Here is a 16,234-nt window from a genome sequence, read left to right as displayed (position 1 = left end):
TCGGTAATGCTATTCGGGTACGCTCGATGGAATGACGTCACCCGACTCCGCCCTCCAGCACGCCCTCGCCCAGGAACGCGCCCACCACGACCACTGCCGTACCGCTCTCGCCGCCATGGTCGACGGCGCCCGGGAACACGTGGTCACCGGCGAGGACGTCTCCGCCTCCGGTGCCGACGCCGAGGTGCTCGGACACCGGCTGCGCAGCCGGGCCAAGGCGCTGCGCGAACTGCCCGAGGGGCCGCTGTTCTTCGGACGGCTGGACTTCGCCGCGGCTCAGGACGCCGACGCCGGCGGAGGCGGCGCCGGACTGCACGTCGGCCGGTTGCGGATCACCGAGGACCCCGCCGCCCCGCCCCTCGTCGTCGACTGGCGCGCCCCCGTCTCCCGGGCCTTCTACCAGGCCACCGCCGGCGACCCGCGCGGTGTCGCCGTCCGCCGCCGTTTCGGGTGGGCGCCCGGCAGCCGCGGGGACTCGGCCGACCTCACCGGTCTGGAGGACGAGCACCTCGGCCGGGGCGAGTCCCGTACGAGCGACATCGTCGCCCGCGAGATCGAACGGCCCCGCGTCGGCCCCATGCGGGACATCGCCGCCACCATCCAGCCCGAGCAGGACGACCTCGTCCGCGCGGACCTCACCGCCACGGTCTGCGTCCAGGGCGCCCCGGGCACGGGAAAGACCGCCGTCGGACTGCACCGGGCCGCGTACCTGCTCTACACCCACCCGCAGCGCATCCGGCGCGGCGGACTGCTGATCCTCGGCCCCAACCCCACCTTCCTCTCCTACATCGCCGAGGTACTGCCCGCCCTCGGCGAGACCGGCGTACGGCAGTCGACGCTCCCCCAGGAGATCGCGCGGCACCCCGTCACCGGAGCCGACGACGAGCGGGCCGCCGCCGTCAAGCACGACGCCCGGATGGCGGAGGTGCTGCGCCGCGCCCTGTACGCGCGCGTGGCCCCCGGCGCCGCCGACTCCCTCGCCGTACCGGACGGCTCCTACCGCTGGCGGGTCCCGGCCGACGAACTGGCCCGGATCGTGGCGGACGTGCGGGACGAGGAACCGCCGTACACCGTCGGGCGGGAGCGGGTGCGGGCCCGGATCGTGCGGTACGTCCAGGACCTGGCCGAGCGGCGCGCCGGGCCGCGGACGGGCGCCTGGGTACGCCGGATCGAACGGTCCCGGCCGGTCGGCGCGTACCTCGACGCCGTCTGGCCCCGGGTGCGTCCCGAGGAGGTCGTCGCGCGGCTGCTCGGCGACCCCGACGCGCTGGCGCGGGCCGCCGACGGACTGCTGGACGACGACGAGCGGAAGGCGGTCCTGTGGACGGCGGCCGGTGCGCCGCGGTCGTGGCGGTCGGCCCGCTGGTCCGCCGCCGACCTGGTCCTCCTCGACGAGGTCGCCGGGCTCCTCGAACACCCCGAGGGCTACGGGCACATCGTCGTCGACGAGGCCCAGGACCTCTCCCCGATGGAGTGCCGGGCCATCGCCCGCCGGGCCGCCTTCGGATCGCTCACCGTCCTCGGCGACCTGGCCCAGGGGACCACGCCGTGGGCGGCGCGGTCGTGGCGGACCACCCTCGCCCACCTGGGCCGGCCGGACGCGCCCGTCACGCCGCTGACCACCGGATTCCGGGTGCCGCAGGCGGTGGTCGGCCTCGCCAACCGGCTGCTGGCGCGGCTGGACGTGGACGTACCGGCGGCCCGTTCCCTGCGCGGGGACGGCGAGCTGACGATGCGCCCCGCCGCGCCGGGGGAGGTCGGGAGCGCGGTCGTCGACGCCGTACGGGACGCTCTCGCCCGGGAGGGCTCCGTCGGTGTCGTCGCCGCCGACGCGGACGTGCCCCGGATGCGGGACGCCCTCGACGCCGCCGGGATCGCGGCGGCGGGACCGGAGGCGCTGGGCGCCCGGGTGGCCGTGGTGCCCGCGAGTGTCGTCAAGGGACTGGAGTACGACCACGTCGTCGCCGTCGAACCGGCCGCGATCGCGGAGGCGGAGGGCGCCGGGGGGCGGGGCCTGCACCGGCTGTACGTGGTGCTCACCCGTGCGGTGTCCGGGCTGGACGTGGTGCACGGGCGGCCCCTGCCCTTCTGATGTTCCGCGCGCGGGTCAGCGGCGGCCGATCACGTCGGCGACGCGGGTGAACCCGTCCGTGCCGTGCCCGAGCGCGATGACCCGCCGGGCCTGCCCCTCGATCACGCGCATCACGCTCGCGTCGATGCCGTGCGCCTCGGAGGCGTGGACCACGTGCGCCATGGTCGACGCGGCCGAGGTGATCGGGTTCAGGTCGCCCGAGTACGAACCGGTGTCGGTGTCGGCGGCGAACTCGGCGAACAGCGGCGGCAGGATCGCGGCGATGCCCTGGGCGAAGGGGGCGAGTTCCGCGCCGGTGACGCCCTCCGCCCGGGCCACGGCGAGGGCGTGCGCGTAGCCCGCCATCGCCGTCCAGAAGATGTCGAGCAGCGCGATGTCGTAGGCCGCGGCCCGCCCGGCGTCCTCGCCGAGGTGGGTGTGGGTGCCGCCGAGCGCCGCCAGCACGGGCCGGTGCTCCCGGTACAGCTCCTCGGGGCCGCTGTGCAGGAACACCGCGTCGTCCGTGCCGATGGTCGGGGTCGGCGTCATGATCGCGCCGTCCAGGTAGCGGACGCCGTGCCGGCCGGCCCACTCGGCCGTGTCCCGGGCCCGCTCGGGGGTGTCGGCGCTCAGGTTCACGACCGTACGGCCCTTGAGGGCGGCGGCGACGGCGTCCTGGCGCAGTACGGCGTCCGAGGCGTCGTAGTTCACCACGCAGACGACGGTCAGCGGGGAGGCGGCGACCGCCTCCGTCGCGGAGCGCGCCGAGACCGCGCCCCGGGCGACCAGGTCGGCGTCCCGGCCGGGCGTGCGGTTCCAGACGGTGGTGCGCAGCCCGGCGGCCACGAACGCCTCGGCCAGCGCCCGGCCCATCGGACCGAGGCCGAGAACGGTGACGGTGGCGGCAGACTGATCGGCGGCGGCAGACTGGTCGGTGTGCACGGACATGTTCAACTCCCGTAATATAAAGAGCAATTGCTGAGGAAAGGGGCACGGCATGGCGCACCGGCGTCAGGATCCGAACGTCTGCGGAGTGACCGCCGCGATCGCCGTGATCGAGGGCAAGTGGAAGACGACGCTGCTGTGGCTGCTGGAGCCCGGCCCGCGGCGGCCGGCCGAACTGCGCCGTCGGGTGCCCGGCCTCACCGAGAAGGTGCTGACCCAGGCGCTGCGCGAGATGGAGGCGGACGGACTGGTGGACCGGCGGGTGTACGACGTGCTTCCGCTGAAGACGGAGTACTCCCTGACCGCGTTCGGCCGCGACCTGGCCGAGGCCCTCTCTCCTCTCTCCGACTGGGGCCACCGGCGCCTGGACAGGCTGGCCGGGCCGGAGGCCACCACCCGCGCGGCCTCCTGACGATCACCCGCCCCTTCAGCTTCGGCCGAGGGAGGCGCGCTGCCAAGTACGCACAAAAAGGTGGGTAGGGGCCGTCCTGTCCCGGACGGGTCCCCGTGACGGGAGACCTCCGTATGACTGATCCGGCAGTGACAGCGTCCCGCGGCCGCGGGGCCGGGGTCTGGTCCCTGATCCGCGCCGAGCGAGCCGCGTTGGCGGCCGATCTCGGGGACATGGCCGACGAGCGGTGGGGAACGCCGTCGCTCTGCGCGGGCCTGACGGTGCGTGAGGTGCTCGCCCACCTCACCGCGGGCGCGAGCCTCAACGCCGTGCGCTGGATGGCGGGGGTGATCCGTTGCCGGTTCGACTTCGACAAGCAGGTGGCCGTGCGGCTGGCCGAGCAGTTGGGCACGACCCCGGCCGAGACCCTTGAGCGCTTCCGGCGCGTCGTCCCGAGCACCACCAAGCCTCCGCTGCCTGCCGTGGCCATGCTGGGCGAGACGGTCGTGCACGGAGAGGACATCCGGCGTCCGCTGGGCATCCGCCGCGACCACCCGGTCGAGGTCGTCACCCGGCTGGCCGAGTACTACCGGGGGTCGGATCTCGTGGTCCTCGCCAAGGGGCGCGTCGACGGGCTGAGGCTCGTCGCGGACGACGGCCCGTTCGCGACCGGTTCGGGGCCGCTCGTGTCCGGCCCCACCCTGGCCCTGGTGATGGCCATGACCGGACGCGCGACGTACTGCGACGAACTCGAAGGCGACGGTGCGGAACTGCTTCGCAGACGCTGCGAGACGGTGTGAGCGTGCGCCCGGAGGCGCACGGTCCGGCACCCCAGGCGCACTGTCCGACGCCCCGAGGCACACTATTGCAAGCGCATGCTTGCAATAGTTAGCAGCGTGGGGCATCGTGGAGGCATGGCATCGCTCAACGTCGGCAATCTCGGTGAGTACCTGCGCGAGCAGCGGCGCAACGCGCAGCTGTCGCTGCGGCAGCTCGCCGATGCCGCGGGCGTGTCCAATCCGTACCTGAGCCAGATCGAGCGCGGGCTGCGCAAGCCGAGCGCGGAGGTGCTCCAGCAGGTCGCCAAGGCGCTGCGGATCTCCGCCGAGACGCTGTACGTGCGCGCGGGGATCCTCGACGCGGAGCGCGACCGGGACGACGTGGAGACGCGTGCGGTCATCCTCGCCGATCCCTCGCTGAACGAGCGGCAGAAGCAGGTGCTGCTCCAGATCTACGAGTCCTTCCGCAAGGAGAACGGATTCGGCGCCGACGCCGACGACGAGGTGCCGGCTCAGGACGCGACGGCGGGCGACGCCGCCGAAGGCGGGGCCTCCATACCGGGCCTCGGCCCCCGTACGACCGGCGGCAGTGACGCCGGCCCGCAGCAGACGGCCGGATGAGCGGGAGCGAGTAGCCGGCCGGGCGCGGGACCACCACAAAACCCTCAGCCGAACGCAATACCGGAGGACCATCACCATGGCCATCACCGACGACCTGCGCAAGACCCTCAGCGACCCCACCCCGCTCTACTTCGCCGCCGGCACCGCCGACCTCGCCTTCCAGCAGGCCAAGAAGGTGCCGGTGCTGGTGGAGCAGCTGCGCGCCGAGGCGCCGTCCCGTATCGAGGCCGTCCGCAACACCGACCCGAAGGCCGTCCAGGAGAAGGCGACGGCCCGCGTCAAGGAGACGCAGGGGACCCTCCAGGCCAAGGCCAACGAGCTCCTCGGCTCCCTCGACACCGACCTCAAGAAGCTCGGCGAGAGCGCCCAGGACCTCGCGCTGCGCTCGGTCGGCGTCGCCGCCGAGTACGCCGTCAAGGCCCGGGAGACCTACGAGAAGGTCGCCGAGCGCGGCGAGCACGCGGTCCGCACCTGGCGCGGCCAGGCCGCCGACGGCATCGAGGACATCGCCGAGGAGGTGGAGGAGTTCGCCGTGGCCGTCGAGCCGGCCAAGCCCGCCAAGTCCGAGCCGGTCGAGGTCACGGAGGACAAGACCGCCGCTGCGAAGAAGGCCCCCGCCCCGCGCAAGGCTCCGGCCAGGAAGAGCACCAACGGCACCGCGAAGAAGACGACGCCGCCCGCCAAGTAACCGGCGACGGGTACCACGAGTACGGTACGGGCCGGGCACCCTTGGGGTGTCCGGCCCGTTCTCCGGGTACGGTGACCGCGTAGAGACGATCCGAGTCTGGTGGTGGACGTTGTGCTGATGCAGGGGTTCGCAGGCTTCATGTGGCTGCTGAGCATCGCCCTGATCCTTTTCAGCGGCTTCGCGTTGATCGACGCCGCCATGCGCCGTGAGGACGCCTACCGCGCGGCGGACAAGAAGACCAAGCCGTTCTGGCTGATCATCCTCGGGATCGCCTTCGTGGTGAACCTGATCTTCAACATCCTGTCGTTCCTGCCGATCATCGGGCTCATCGCGACGATCGTGTACATGGTCGACGTACGGCCCGCGCTGCGCGGCCTGCCGGGCGGCGGCCGCAGCAGCAGCCGCGGCTCCAGCAGCGACGGCCCCTACGGCCCGTACAACGGCGGCCGCTGAAGCGCCCCCGCGCCCCACAGGGGCGCGGGGAACCGCGCGACCAGCCACAACAGACCGGCAGGCGGGGCGCGACGGTCATCCGTACGGCGACGCGTACATACGGCGGTCCATCCGTACCGCGGGCGTCGCGTCCGCCCCGCTCAGGCCGTCCGGTCCAGCAGGACCACTGCCACGTCGTCCGCCAGTTCGCCGCCGTTGAGCTCGCGGACCTCGTTGACGGTCGCCCGCAGCAACTGCTCGCCCTGCAGCCCCTCGGCGAACTGACGGCGGACCATCTCCACCATGCCGTCCTGGCCGAGCCGCTCCCGGCCCTCGCCGACGTGGCCCTCGATCAGGCCGTCGGTGTAGAGCATCAGGCTCCACTCGGCGCCCAGCTCCACCTGCGTGCGCGGCCAGCGGGCGCCCGGCAGCAGCCCCAGCGCCGGGCCGTTGTTGTCGTAGGGCAGCAGCCGTGCGGGCGTTCCCGGACCGGCGATCAGGGGCGACGGGTGCCCGGCCAGGCACAGGCCGGCGCGGCGGCCGTCCGGGGCGATGTCCACGGCGCACAGGGTCGCGAAGATCTCGTCGTCCGAGCGCTCGTGCTCCAGCACCTGCTGAAGCGTGCCGAGCAGCTCGTCGCCGCAGAGACCGGCCAGGGTCAGCGCGCGCCAGGCGATCCGCAGCTCCACGCCGAGCGCCGCCTCGTCCGGGCCGTGCCCGCAGACGTCGCCGATCATGGCGTGCACGGTGCCGTCCGGGGTGCGGACGACGTCGTAGAAGTCGCCGCCGAGCAGGGCACGCGAGCGCCCCGGGCGGTAGCGGGCGGCGAAGCGCAGCGAGGAGCCGGCCAGCAGCGGGGTCGGCAGCAGGCCGCGCTCCAGACGACGGTTCTCCTGGGCGCGCAGCCGGCCCTCGGCCAGGCGCCGCTCCGCCGAGTCGGACCGCTTGCGCTCCACGGCGTAGCGGATCGCCCGGCTCAGCAGCCGGCTGTCGAGCTCGTCGCGGAACAGGTAGTCCTGGGCGCCGACCGCCACGGCCTCCGCGCCGCGCTCGGCGTCGCTGGATGAGGTCAGCGCGAGTACGGCGTGCCGGGGCGCGAGCTCCAGCACGTGCCTGAGCACCGCCAGCTCGTCGTCACCGCTCCCGTCACCGTCCCCGCTGCCGTCGGCGCTCGCGCGGGCCGGGGCGGGTGCCGACAGGGCGAGGTCCAGCAGGATGCACTGGACGTCGTCGGTCAGCAGGCGCTCGGCCTCGGTGAGGTTGCGGGCCGTGCGCACGCGGATCGGCTTGCCGGCCTGGTCGAGCAGGTCGGGCACGATCGGCGAGCCGCCCGGATCGTCCTCGATCAGCAGCAGCGTCAGGTTGGTGGGGGCGGTGCTCCCGTGCTGGTCCGTGGTCTCGTTCGTGGTCTTCTCGCGCTTCTCCGTGGGGTTCTCTCGCCGAGTGGTGGGGTTTTCGGCCGGGTTCGTCCCGGGCGGGGCCTGTTCCGTGGAAGGGCCGCGGTCCGGGGACGCGGCGGGCGCCTGACCACACTCCGCGGCCGGGATCGCCCTCTGCCGCGGTACGGGTACGGGCATCGTCTTGGTTTCCTTCCCTCCCCCCGAGGGCATGGCGGGGCGAGGGACCTCGACCCACCGACGGGGACCATAGCGGGTGACGGTGCCGCTGCGGAATGGTCCAGAACACGCCGGTCGGCCCTCGGCCACTGTCATATGCCGCGTTCCGTACCGCAGTTGGACACGTCGACCGGGGGCCGGGGATGACGAACGTCACGCGGGGTGGGGCACCGGGCGTGGACTGGGTCACGTGGCCCGTTTCACGGCCCGGTGCGAAGGGCGTGGCCCGCGTCACTCCTGGGGTGTCGCGCCCGTGCCCGTGCTCGTGTCCGGACGCACGACGCCGAGGATCGGCATCGTGCCCGCCCCGGCGATCGTGATCGAGCGCCCCGGGCGCGGGGCGTGCACGACGGAGCCGTCGCCGACGTACATGCCGACGTGGCTGGCGTCGTCGAAGTAGATGATCAGGTCGCCGGGGCGCATGTCCTTGATGTCGACGCGCTTGAGCTGCTTCCACTGCTGCTGCGAGGTGCGCGGTATCGACTGCCCGGCCGATACCCAGGCCTGTGAGGTCAGGCCGGAGCAGTCGTAGGCCTTCGGGCCCTCGGCGCCCCACTGGTACGGCTTTCCGATCTGGGCGGTGGCGTACTCGACGGCCTTCCTGCCCCGCTCGGTCGCCTTGGTGTCGAGATCCTTGAGGATGCCGGAGTCGAGCCAGGCGGTCTGGGCCTTGGCCTGGGCCTCCCGCTCCAGCCGGGCGAGGCGCTCCTTCTCCTCCTTCTCCAGCTCGGACTCCAGCTTCTCGGCCGCCGCGATCTGCTTCTCGATCTTCTTCTGGGCGGTGGCCCTGGCCTTGCGGTTCGCCTCCAGCTTCTTGAACTGGGCGGAGGCGTCCGCCGCGTAGGCCTTCAGGTCCTCCTGGGTGCGCGTCATCTCGCCGAGCAGGCCCTTGGTCGCGCGCTGGCCCTGGGTGACCCGGCCGGTGCCGTCGAGGAACTCCTCGGGGTCGTCGCTCAGGAGCAGCTTGGCCTCGTCGGGCAGGCCGCCGGTGCGGTACTGGGAGCGGGCCGCGGCACCCGCGCGCTCCTTCAGCCCGTCGAGCTTCTCCTGGCCCTTGACGATCTTCTTGGCCAGTTCGACGATCTCGGCGGACTGCTTGTCCGCCTTCTCCTCGGCGGCGTTGTACTCGTCCGTGGCGGAGGCCGCCGCACGGTAGAGCTTGTCGAGCTTCTTGCGTACGGCTTCCAGGTCCTTGCCGGGTGTGGCGGCCGGGGACGGTGAGGCGCTCGGGGTGCCGGGTGAGGGTGTGGGCCCGGGAACCGCGAACGCCGTGCCCGGTGCCGCGAGCACCGTGACCGCGCAGACCACGGTCACGGCAGCGGTCATCAAGCCATGCTTCCCCGTACGCATACCTCGCCCCCAAACTGATTAACCGTCAGTAACATAGGTCGCCTGGGGGATCGTGCCATGCCGGCGTGGAAAGCGACAGAGGTCGTGCTTTCCTCCTGCTCCCCCTTCTGCCGCGCCGTACGGCGATTCCCCGCTGTGTGACGAACGCCGCACCGAGATCGTTCCCGGCCTGCGGTCCACGGTTCACGGTTCACGGTCCACGGTCCACGGCCGAGGATTCACGCGCGTGGCGCCAACGCCGCCCACCGCACCGTCACTTCGCCCTGCCGCCACCGCACCGGCCCGTCCGTCACCGGCCAGTCGGCCGTCAGGTCCCGCACGGCCCGCATCCAGCGCTGGCGGGCGCCGTAGGAGGCGTAGGGCGCGGCGGCGGCCCAGGCGCGGTCGAAGTCGCGCAGGAAGGCGTGCACGGGCTCGCCGGGGACGTTGCGGTGGATCAGCGCCTTCGGCAGCCGCTCCGCCAGGTCGGAGGGGCGGTCCAGGGAGCCTAGCCGGGTCGCCAAGGTGACCGTGCGCGGCCCCTCGGGTCCGAGCGCCACCCATACGTGCCGGCGCCCGATCTCGTCGCAGGTCCCCTCGACCAGGAGCCCGCCGCGGGACCGCCCCGACGCCGGCGCGAGCCGCGCGCACAACCGCTGCCAGACGGCGGCCACCTCGTCCTCGTCGTACTGGCGCAGCACGTTCGCCGCGCGGATCAGCAGCGGGGGCCGGGGGACGGGGACCTCGAAGCCGCCGTGCCGGAAGGCGAGCCCCGCGCGCGCGTACGGCTCGGCCGCCGCAACCCGGGCCGGGTCGATCTCGACGCCCACCACGCGCGCGTGCGGCGCGACCGTGCGCAGGCGGTGCAGCAGTTCGACGGCCGTCCAGGGGGCGGCGCCGTAGCCGAGGTCGACGGCGACGGGATCGGCGGCGCGGCGCAGCTCGGCACCGTGGGTGGCCGCGATCCAGCGGTCCATGCGGCGCAGCCGGTTCGGATTCGTCGTCCCGCGCGTGACGGTGCCCACAGGGCGGGGGGTGGCGCGGGAGGGCATGCGTACGAGGGTATGCGGCTCGGCCCGCTCTCTTTGACGCAACCAGCGCTCGAACGGTTGAGCGATCGGCGGTAATGATTCGGCAAAGGTCGGGAAACCGGAAATGGAGCACCGCCATCCGGTGTTTCCACCCCGTGGAGGGCGGCGCGTGTCCTCCGACCGGCATGCCCGCAGCGAGGAGGACGGCTCGTGAGCCAGTACGTCAGCAGGCTCGGGCGTCGTTCATCGGCGGCCTCCCCGCGGCTCCGGCTGCTGCGCAGGCCCCGTCGCGTCGCCATGCTCTCCGTGCACACCTCGCCGCTCCACCAGCCCGGCACCGGCGACGCCGGCGGCATGAACGTCTACATCGTGGAGCTGGCGCAGCGCCTCGCCGCGATCAACATCGAGGTCGAGATCTTCACGCGCGCGACCACCGCCGCGCTCCCGCCCACCGTCGAACTGGCTCCGGGCGTCCTCGTCCGTCACGTCGACGCCGGACCGTACGAGGGCCTGGCCAAGGAGGAGCTGCCGGCCCAGCTGTGTGCCTTCACGCACGGCGTCATGCAGGCCTGGGCCGGCCACCGCCCCGGCTACTACGACCTGGTCCACTCCCACTACTGGCTCTCCGGCCACGTCGGCTGGCTCGCCGCCCAGCGCTGGGGCGCCCCCCTGGTGCACGCCATGCACACCATGGCCAAGGTCAAGAACGCCAACCTGGCCGACGGCGACACCCCCGAACCGGCCGCCCGCGTCATCGGAGAGACGCAGATCGTCGCCGCCTCCGACCGCCTGATCGCCAACACCGCCGAGGAGGCCGACGAGCTGGTCCGGCACTACGCCGCCGACCCGGCCAAGGTCGCCGTCGTCCACCCCGGCGTGAACCTCGACCGCTTCCGCCCCTTCCCCAAGGGCTCCGACCCGGGCCCCGGGGACGTCACGTCCGCCCGCGCCGCCGCCCGCGCCCGCCTCGGCCTGCCGCAGGACGCGCTGATCCCGCTCTTCGCCGGCCGCATACAGCCGCTGAAGGCACCCGACGTACTGCTGCGCGCCGTGGCCGTACTCCTCGACGAACGCCCGGAGCTGCGCTCCCGCATCGTCGTCCCCGTCGTCGGCGGCCCCAGCGGCAGCGGCCTCGCCAAGCCGGAGGGCCTGCAGAAACTCGCCGCGCGGCTCGGCATCGCGGACGTCGTACGGTTCCGCCCGCCCGTCGGGCAGGAGCAGCTCGCCGACTGGTTCCGGGCCGCGTCCGTGCTGGTCATGCCGTCCTACAGCGAGTCCTTCGGCCTGGTCGCCATCGAGGCCCAGGCGGCGGGTACGCCCGTGCTCGCCGCCGCGGTCGGCGGCCTCCCGGTCGCCGTGCGCGACGGGCACACCGGCCGCCTCGTCGAGGGCCACGATCCCGCCGCGTACGCGCGCGTGCTGCGCGATTTCGCCGACAACCCGGAGCTGACGCCCCGGATGGGCGACGCCGCCGCCCGGCACGCCCAGTCCTTCGGCTGGGACAACGCCGCCGCCGCCACGGCCGACGCCTACACGGCCGCGATCCACTCCCACCGCCGTCGCGTACGCTCCCACCATGGCTGAGGCAGCACAGAAGGCGGCACAGGTCGTCGAGGACGCCCTGAAGGACGCCGAGGTGGAGTGGGAGAGCCCCGAGCCCGGCAACTACGTCGTGAAGCTCCCGGGGACCCGCAAGCTGTCGACGACCGTCTCGCTCCTCCTCGGCCGGCACTCCCTCTCCCTCAACGCGTTCGTCATCCGCCACCCCGACGAGAACGAACCCGCCGTCCACCGCTGGCTCCTGGAGCGCAACCTCAAGCTCTACGGCGTCGGTTACGCCGTCGACCGCCTCGGCGACATCTACGTCAGCGCGAAACTCTCCCTCGCCACCGTCACCCCCGACGAGATCGACCGCCTCCTCGGCCAGGTCCTGGAAGCCGCCGACGGCGCCTTCAACACCCTGCTGGAGCTGGGCTTCGCGTCCGCCATCCGCAAGGAGCACGAGTGGCGGACCTCGCGCGGGGAGTCGACGCGGAACCTGGAGGCGTTCCAGCACCTGATCGAGCGCACCGGGGACTGACGCGTCCTCTCAGGCCGCTCCTCCGCCGACGCGGTAGCGCCCGGGCGTGACCCCCACCAGCCGCTTGAAATGCCGGGTCAGATGCGCCTGGTCGTAGAACCCGGTCGCGGTGGCCACGTCGGCCGGGGTGCGCCCCGCCAGCAGCAGGCGCCGGGCCCGGCCGACGCGGCGGGACATCAGGTACTGGTGCGGCGCGATGCCGTAGGCGCCGCTGAACGCCCGTACCAGATGGGCCGGATGGGCGGGCACGAGCGCGGCCGCCTCCGCCAGGCCGATCCCCTGGACGACCCGTTCGTCGAGCAGCTCACGCAGCCGGCGGGCGAGGACGGGGTCCCGCCGCTCCGGGCGCTCCCCGCGGCGGGGCAGCAGATGCTCGTGCAGCCGCTCGCCGATCAGCGTCAGCCGGCTCTCCGCCTCCAGCTCGTCACCGGGCAGGGCGAGCGCGGAGTGCAGCTGCCCGACCCGCCGCCGCAGCACGGGATCACGCAGGTCGGGGCCGTCGACGGCCGGTCCGATCAGCTCGTCCCCCAGCCGGGAGGCGTCCAGGTACAGGACGCGCTTGCGGAAGCCGTCCGGGGTGGCGGGGGAGCCGTTGTGCGGCACGTGCGGCGGCAGCAGCGACACCGTGTCGTGCGGGGTGCCGTGCTCGTGCCGGTCCAGGTCGTACCGTACGGCCCCGTCGTCGACGATGAGCAGCGTCCACGCGTCGTGGACGTGCATCGGGTAGGCGTACTCGGTGAAGTGGGCGTGGAAGACCTCGACGACGCCCGGGACGAGGGGGCGCCAGGCGGAGACGGTCCGCCGGTCCTGGTCGGCCATGCAAAAAACGTACAAGACCCGGCCGTACGCCGACCGGCAGTCTCACCGTATGAGCACGCACGACGCGGCCCCCGCGGCCTCCGACGCCCCCGTCCGCTTCGACACCAAGATCGCCGTCCTGCTCCGCGAGGACCTGGAGACCTGGCAGCGCCTGAACGTCACCGCCTTCCTGGTCAGCGGCCTGGGCGCGCGGTTCCCCGAGGTGATCGGGGAGCCGTACGAGGACGCCGACGCGGTCGGCTACCTGCCGATGTTCCGCCAGCCGGTACTGGTCTTCGAGGGCACCAAGGAGACGCTGACGAACGCCCACGCGCGCGTGCTCTCCCGTTCCCTGCCCCGCGCACTCTTCACGTCCGACCTCTTCACCACCGGCAACGACCGCGACAACCGGGCGGCGGTACGGGCCGTGCCCACGGCCGGACTGGATCTGGTCGGCCTCGCGGTGTACGGCCCGAAGAACGCGGTGGACAAGGTGCTGAAGGGGGCGCGGATGCACCCGTGAGGTTCCGTGAGGTCGGGGCGCGGCGGTGACCCCGGACGACCGTCAGGCCGCGCTGACCTCGGGCTTGGCGGGCGCGGGGGCCGCGGGTGCCTCGGCGGCTGCGGGTGCCTCGGCGGCCTCGGGCGGTCCGGTGCTCTCCGGGGTTCCGGAGTCCTCCGGGGCTCCGGAGGTGAACGTCTCCTCCTCCGGCAGCCCCTGCATGAGCGCCCAGTACCCCACCGCCGCCACCGTGCCGACGACCGCGCAGATGCCCCACAGCCACTCGGCGCCCCAGTGGTCGATGACGAAACCGGACATCAGCGGGGCGACGAGGGCGGCGACCGCCCAGGACATGGTGTACATGCCCTGGTAGCGCCCGCGCCCGTGCACGGGGGAGAGGCGGACGACGAGCCCGGTCTGGGTCGGCGCGTTGACGATCTCGGCCAGCGTCCACACGCACACGGTGAGGGCGAAGACACCGACCGACCCGGCGAAGGCGGTGAGCCCGAAGCCGTACCCGGCCAGCAGGGACGAGAGGACGAGCAGCAGCCGCGGATCCCGGTGCTCGATGAACCGGGTGACGGGAATCTGCAGTACGACGATCAGGACGCCGTTGACGGCGATCGCCATGCCGAAGTCGGCCGGCGTGAACCCTGCCTCGCCCATGGCCACCGGCAGTCCCACGTAGGCCTGCTGGAAGATCAGGGCGATGAGGAAGGACAGCCCGACGACGCTCATGTAGCGCCCGTCGCGCAGGACGGTCCCGAGGGAGACGGCGGGCTCGCTCGCCGCGGAGACGTCGGCGGCCCCGCCCTTCCCGGGCGTCCGCTCCGGCCGGGACTCGGGCAGCTTGACGAAGATGAGGACGGCGCACGCCATGGTCATCCCCGCCTCGATCAGGAACCCGGCGAGGTAGCTGACCTCGGCGATGAACCCGGCCGCCATGGAGGAGATCGCGAAGCCGAGGTTGATGGCCCAGTAGTTGAGCGAGAAGGCCCGGATACGGTCCTCGGGCCGCACGATGTCCGCCATCATCGCCTGCACGGCCGGCCGGGAGGCGTTGCTCGCCATGCCCACCAGGAAGGCGACGGCCGCGATGGCGACCGGGTCCCGCACGAAGCCGAGCAGCGCGACGGACAGCGCGGTGGAGACCTGGGCGACCAGCAGCGTGGGCCGCCGCCCGAGCCGGTCGGTCATCACCCCGGCGCCGAGCGAGGACACGACCCCGCCGAGCCCGTGCAGAGCGGCCACCAGTCCGGCGTACGAGGCGGAGTACCCGCGGTCGATGGTCAGGTACAGCGCCATGAAGGTGGCGACGAAGGCGCCGAGCCGGTTGACCAGGGTGCTGGTCCACAGCCACCAGAACTCGCGGGGAAGCCCGGAGACGGACTCGCGCGCGGCACGTCTCACTCCGGCGACTGACATGGGGACCCCCGTGAACGACAAGCGGCTGGCTGTAAGTGCCTCTGGCGGCGAGCACAACTTACGAGCACGGGGCCGCGGGAGGCCAGCCAATTAACACTTCTCGTCAACCGTCCGCCCACCGGGCGCACCGCGCGGGGTATCACGGGGTTCGATTACGCTCGGAGCCATGGCCGACGCACCGTACAAGCTGATCCTCCTCCGCCACGGCGAGAGCGAGTGGAACGAGAAGAACCTGTTCACCGGCTGGGTGGACGTCAACCTCACTCCGAAGGGCGAGAAGGAGGCGACGCGCGGCGGCGAGCTGCTCAAGGACGCCGGCCTGCTGCCCGACGTGGTCCACACGTCCGTCCAGAAGCGCGCGATCCGCACGGCCCAGCTCGCGCTGGAGGCCGCCGACCGCCACTGGATCCCCGTCCACCGCCACTGGCGCCTGAACGAGCGCCACTACGGCGCCCTCCAGGGCAAGGACAAGGCCCAGACCCTCGCCGAGTTCGGCGAGGAGCAGTTCATGCTGTGGCGCCGCTCCTACGACACCCCGCCGCCCGCGCTGGACCGCGACGCCGAGTACTCCCAGTTCGACGACGCCCGCTACGCGACCCTGCCGCCGGAGCTGCGCCCCCAGACGGAGTGCCTCAAGGACGTCGTCGTCCGCATGCTCCCGTACTGGTTCGACGCGATCGTCCCCGACCTCCTCACCGGCCGCACGGTCCTGGTCGCGGCGCACGGCAACTCGCTCCGCGCCCTGGTCAAGCACCTCGACGGCATCTCCGACGCCGACATCGCGGGCCTGAACATCCCGACCGGCATCCCGCTCTCCTACGAACTGGACGCCGAGTTCAAGCCCCTGAACCCGGGCGGCACGTACCTGGACCCGGAGGCGGCGAAGGCCGCGATCGAGGCCGTGAAGAACCAGGGCAAGAAGAAGTAGCTTCTGTGATCATGCCTCCCACCTGCGCATGCGGCGCGGAGTGGGAGGCTTTTCCGTGCTCTGGAACCTCCCTGGAACCTCCGCCCTCGTGATCTTGCGGCGGCCTGAGTGCCCTGCCGAGAGCCTTACGGGCCCGGTCCCGACTGCTCGGCATGAGGTGCGCGTACACCTTGAGCGTCAGCCCCGGGTCGGAGTGCCCGAGGTACTCCGCGAGTGTCCTGATGCTCTCCCACCGTTCGGTCCGTGAAGATGAGCCGCCGGGCCACCGGCTGGCCGTTCGCCCGCACCCACGGGAGCTTGATCTCCACGGGCGGGAACCGCTTGATGCGCTCCTGGAGCGCCTCTGCCACGGGGTCGGGTAGAGGCACGTCACGGAGCTTGCCGCCCTTCGAGGTGCGAACACCGCCTTGCTCAGGCTCAGCTTGAGTCGCTGCACCACGTGCAGGGTGCCGCTGCCGAAGTCGATGTCATCGATGGACAGCCCTAGGACCTCCCCTTGCCGCAGGCCGCATCCGGCGCCCTTCTCCGCCGGGCGCCTGCACTGCTGACGCCCTTGTCGCTTGTCTTGGCGCTTGTCGTGCTGAGAGAGGACCGCGCT

General features: G+C 72.7%; 16 protein-coding genes and 1 pseudogene. 10 read left to right on the top strand and 7 right to left on the bottom strand.

Annotated elements, in window-relative coordinates; translation table 11 throughout:
- Positions 1 to 31: 31 nt before the first annotated feature.
- Complete coding sequence (locus ACFW48_RS09140) at positions 32 to 2,092, top strand: HelD family protein (RefSeq protein WP_386311907.1); 2,061 nt, start codon at positions 32 to 34, stop codon at positions 2,090 to 2,092.
- A gap of 15 nt (positions 2,093 to 2,107) precedes the next feature.
- Here ACFW48_RS09140 and ACFW48_RS09135 read toward each other — a convergent pair whose 3' ends face one another.
- Positions 2,108 to 3,019 carry an NAD(P)-dependent oxidoreductase gene (locus ACFW48_RS09135; protein ID WP_386311906.1) on the bottom strand — a complete coding sequence of 304 codons (912 nt, stop codon included), beginning with the start codon at positions 3,017 to 3,019 and terminating at the stop codon, positions 2,108 to 2,110.
- 49 nt (positions 3,020 to 3,068) lie between these two features.
- On the opposite strand from ACFW48_RS09135, the gene ACFW48_RS09130 reads away from it, so the two are divergent.
- From ACFW48_RS09130 to ACFW48_RS09110, 5 genes are all read left to right on the top strand, one after another.
- Positions 3,069 to 3,428 carry a winged helix-turn-helix transcriptional regulator gene (locus ACFW48_RS09130; protein WP_386311904.1) on the top strand — a complete coding sequence of 120 codons (360 nt, stop codon included), beginning with the start codon at positions 3,069 to 3,071 and terminating at the stop codon, positions 3,426 to 3,428.
- A 113-nt stretch (positions 3,429 to 3,541) separates the two neighbouring features.
- The gene (locus tag ACFW48_RS09125; RefSeq protein WP_386311901.1) at positions 3,542 to 4,207 is read left to right on the top strand and encodes a maleylpyruvate isomerase family mycothiol-dependent enzyme; all 666 of its coding nucleotides are present in this window, start codon (positions 3,542 to 3,544) and stop codon (positions 4,205 to 4,207) included.
- A 114-nt stretch (positions 4,208 to 4,321) separates the two neighbouring features.
- Positions 4,322 to 4,807, top strand: coding sequence for a helix-turn-helix domain-containing protein (locus tag ACFW48_RS09120; RefSeq protein WP_386311900.1), 486 nt, complete (start codon positions 4,322 to 4,324; stop codon positions 4,805 to 4,807).
- Between the two features lie 76 nt (positions 4,808 to 4,883).
- Complete coding sequence (locus ACFW48_RS09115; RefSeq protein WP_386311897.1) at positions 4,884 to 5,495, top strand: hypothetical protein; 612 nt, start codon at positions 4,884 to 4,886, stop codon at positions 5,493 to 5,495.
- Between the two features lie 117 nt (positions 5,496 to 5,612).
- Entirely contained in the window at positions 5,613 to 5,948 is a 336-nt protein-coding gene (locus tag ACFW48_RS09110) for a DUF2516 family protein (protein ID WP_386311894.1), read from the top strand.
- 140 nt (positions 5,949 to 6,088) lie between these two features.
- Here ACFW48_RS09110 and ACFW48_RS09105 read toward each other — a convergent pair whose 3' ends face one another.
- From ACFW48_RS09105 to ACFW48_RS09095, 3 genes are all read right to left on the bottom strand, one after another.
- Entirely contained in the window at positions 6,089 to 7,504 is a 1,416-nt protein-coding gene (locus ACFW48_RS09105; RefSeq protein WP_386311891.1) for a PP2C family protein-serine/threonine phosphatase, read from the bottom strand.
- Between the two features lie 270 nt (positions 7,505 to 7,774).
- Positions 7,775 to 8,893: an NlpC/P60 family protein gene (locus ACFW48_RS09100; RefSeq protein WP_386311888.1), complete on the bottom strand. Its 1,119-nt coding sequence runs from the start codon at positions 8,891 to 8,893 to the stop codon at positions 7,775 to 7,777.
- 218 nt (positions 8,894 to 9,111) lie between these two features.
- Entirely contained in the window at positions 9,112 to 9,924 is an 813-nt protein-coding gene (locus ACFW48_RS09095) for a class I SAM-dependent methyltransferase (protein WP_386311885.1), read from the bottom strand.
- Between the two features lie 189 nt (positions 9,925 to 10,113).
- On the opposite strand from ACFW48_RS09095, the gene mshA reads away from it, so the two are divergent.
- Together mshA and ACFW48_RS09085 are read left to right on the top strand one after the other, a co-directional pair.
- Positions 10,114 to 11,487 carry a D-inositol-3-phosphate glycosyltransferase gene (gene mshA, locus ACFW48_RS09090; protein WP_386311882.1) on the top strand — a complete coding sequence of 458 codons (1,374 nt, stop codon included), beginning with the start codon at positions 10,114 to 10,116 and terminating at the stop codon, positions 11,485 to 11,487.
- Positions 11,480 to 11,983, top strand: coding sequence for a YbjN domain-containing protein (locus ACFW48_RS09085; protein ID WP_386311880.1), 504 nt, complete (start codon positions 11,480 to 11,482; stop codon positions 11,981 to 11,983). Before mshA ends, ACFW48_RS09085 begins: the two co-directional genes overlap by 8 nt.
- 9 nt (positions 11,984 to 11,992) lie before the next feature.
- Here ACFW48_RS09085 and ACFW48_RS09080 read toward each other — a convergent pair whose 3' ends face one another.
- A complete protein-coding gene (locus ACFW48_RS09080) occupies positions 11,993 to 12,802 on the bottom strand; it encodes an AraC family transcriptional regulator (protein WP_386311879.1) in 810 nt (269 codons plus the stop codon).
- A 49-nt stretch (positions 12,803 to 12,851) separates the two neighbouring features.
- Between ACFW48_RS09080 and ACFW48_RS09075 the strand changes: the two genes are divergently transcribed.
- A complete protein-coding gene (locus tag ACFW48_RS09075; RefSeq protein ID WP_386311877.1) occupies positions 12,852 to 13,304 on the top strand; it encodes a DUF2000 family protein in 453 nt (150 codons plus the stop codon).
- A 42-nt stretch (positions 13,305 to 13,346) separates the two neighbouring features.
- Here the strand turns inward: ACFW48_RS09075 and ACFW48_RS09070 are convergent, their stop codons facing one another.
- Positions 13,347 to 14,708 (bottom strand): MDR family MFS transporter, encoded by a 1,362-nt coding sequence (locus ACFW48_RS09070; protein WP_386311874.1) that lies wholly within the window; start codon positions 14,706 to 14,708, stop codon positions 13,347 to 13,349.
- Between the two features lie 166 nt (positions 14,709 to 14,874).
- On the opposite strand from ACFW48_RS09070, the gene ACFW48_RS09065 reads away from it, so the two are divergent.
- Complete coding sequence (locus ACFW48_RS09065; RefSeq protein WP_386311872.1) at positions 14,875 to 15,636, top strand: phosphoglyceromutase; 762 nt, start codon at positions 14,875 to 14,877, stop codon at positions 15,634 to 15,636.
- Here the strand turns inward: ACFW48_RS09065 and ACFW48_RS09060 are convergent.
- Positions 15,545 to 16,159: pseudogene (locus ACFW48_RS09060) on the bottom strand (tyrosine-type recombinase/integrase); the annotation flags it as partial. The gene ACFW48_RS09065 and the pseudogene ACFW48_RS09060 overlap by 92 nt on opposite strands.
- Between the last annotated feature and the right edge of the window lie 75 nt (positions 16,160 to 16,234).

Origin of the sequence: Streptomyces sp. NPDC058812, from assembly GCF_042744565.1 — a bacterium.
Taxonomy (GTDB): Bacteria; Actinomycetota; Actinomycetes; order Streptomycetales; family Streptomycetaceae; genus Streptomyces; species Streptomyces thinghirensis.
The sequence above is the reverse complement of the archived record's forward strand: the minus strand, read 5'-3'. Positions and strand labels throughout refer to the sequence as shown.

Bases quoted from the DNA above. Each gene is read 5' to 3' on its own strand.
- ACFW48_RS09140 (WP_386311907.1), top strand. From the start codon at position 32: ATGACGTCACCCGACTCCGCCCTCCAGCACGCCCTCGCCCAGGAACGC.
- ACFW48_RS09135 (WP_386311906.1), bottom strand. From the start codon at position 3,019: ATGTCCGTGCACACCGACCAGTCTGCCGCCGCCGATCAGTCTGCCGCC.
- ACFW48_RS09130 (WP_386311904.1), top strand. From the start codon at position 3,069: ATGGCGCACCGGCGTCAGGATCCGAACGTCTGCGGAGTGACCGCCGCG.
- ACFW48_RS09125 (WP_386311901.1), top strand. From the start codon at position 3,542: ATGACTGATCCGGCAGTGACAGCGTCCCGCGGCCGCGGGGCCGGGGTC.
- ACFW48_RS09120 (WP_386311900.1), top strand. From the start codon at position 4,322: ATGGCATCGCTCAACGTCGGCAATCTCGGTGAGTACCTGCGCGAGCAG.
- ACFW48_RS09115 (WP_386311897.1), top strand. From the start codon at position 4,884: ATGGCCATCACCGACGACCTGCGCAAGACCCTCAGCGACCCCACCCCG.
- ACFW48_RS09110 (WP_386311894.1), top strand. From the start codon at position 5,613: ATGCAGGGGTTCGCAGGCTTCATGTGGCTGCTGAGCATCGCCCTGATC.
- ACFW48_RS09105 (WP_386311891.1), bottom strand. From the start codon at position 7,504: ATGCCCGTACCCGTACCGCGGCAGAGGGCGATCCCGGCCGCGGAGTGT.
- ACFW48_RS09100 (WP_386311888.1), bottom strand. From the start codon at position 8,893: ATGCGTACGGGGAAGCATGGCTTGATGACCGCTGCCGTGACCGTGGTC.
- ACFW48_RS09095 (WP_386311885.1), bottom strand. From the start codon at position 9,924: ATGCCCTCCCGCGCCACCCCCCGCCCTGTGGGCACCGTCACGCGCGGG.
- ACFW48_RS09085 (WP_386311880.1), top strand. From the start codon at position 11,480: ATGGCTGAGGCAGCACAGAAGGCGGCACAGGTCGTCGAGGACGCCCTG.
- ACFW48_RS09080 (WP_386311879.1), bottom strand. From the start codon at position 12,802: ATGGCCGACCAGGACCGGCGGACCGTCTCCGCCTGGCGCCCCCTCGTC.
- ACFW48_RS09075 (WP_386311877.1), top strand. From the start codon at position 12,852: ATGAGCACGCACGACGCGGCCCCCGCGGCCTCCGACGCCCCCGTCCGC.
- ACFW48_RS09070 (WP_386311874.1), bottom strand. From the start codon at position 14,708: ATGTCAGTCGCCGGAGTGAGACGTGCCGCGCGCGAGTCCGTCTCCGGG.
- ACFW48_RS09065 (WP_386311872.1), top strand. From the start codon at position 14,875: ATGGCCGACGCACCGTACAAGCTGATCCTCCTCCGCCACGGCGAGAGC.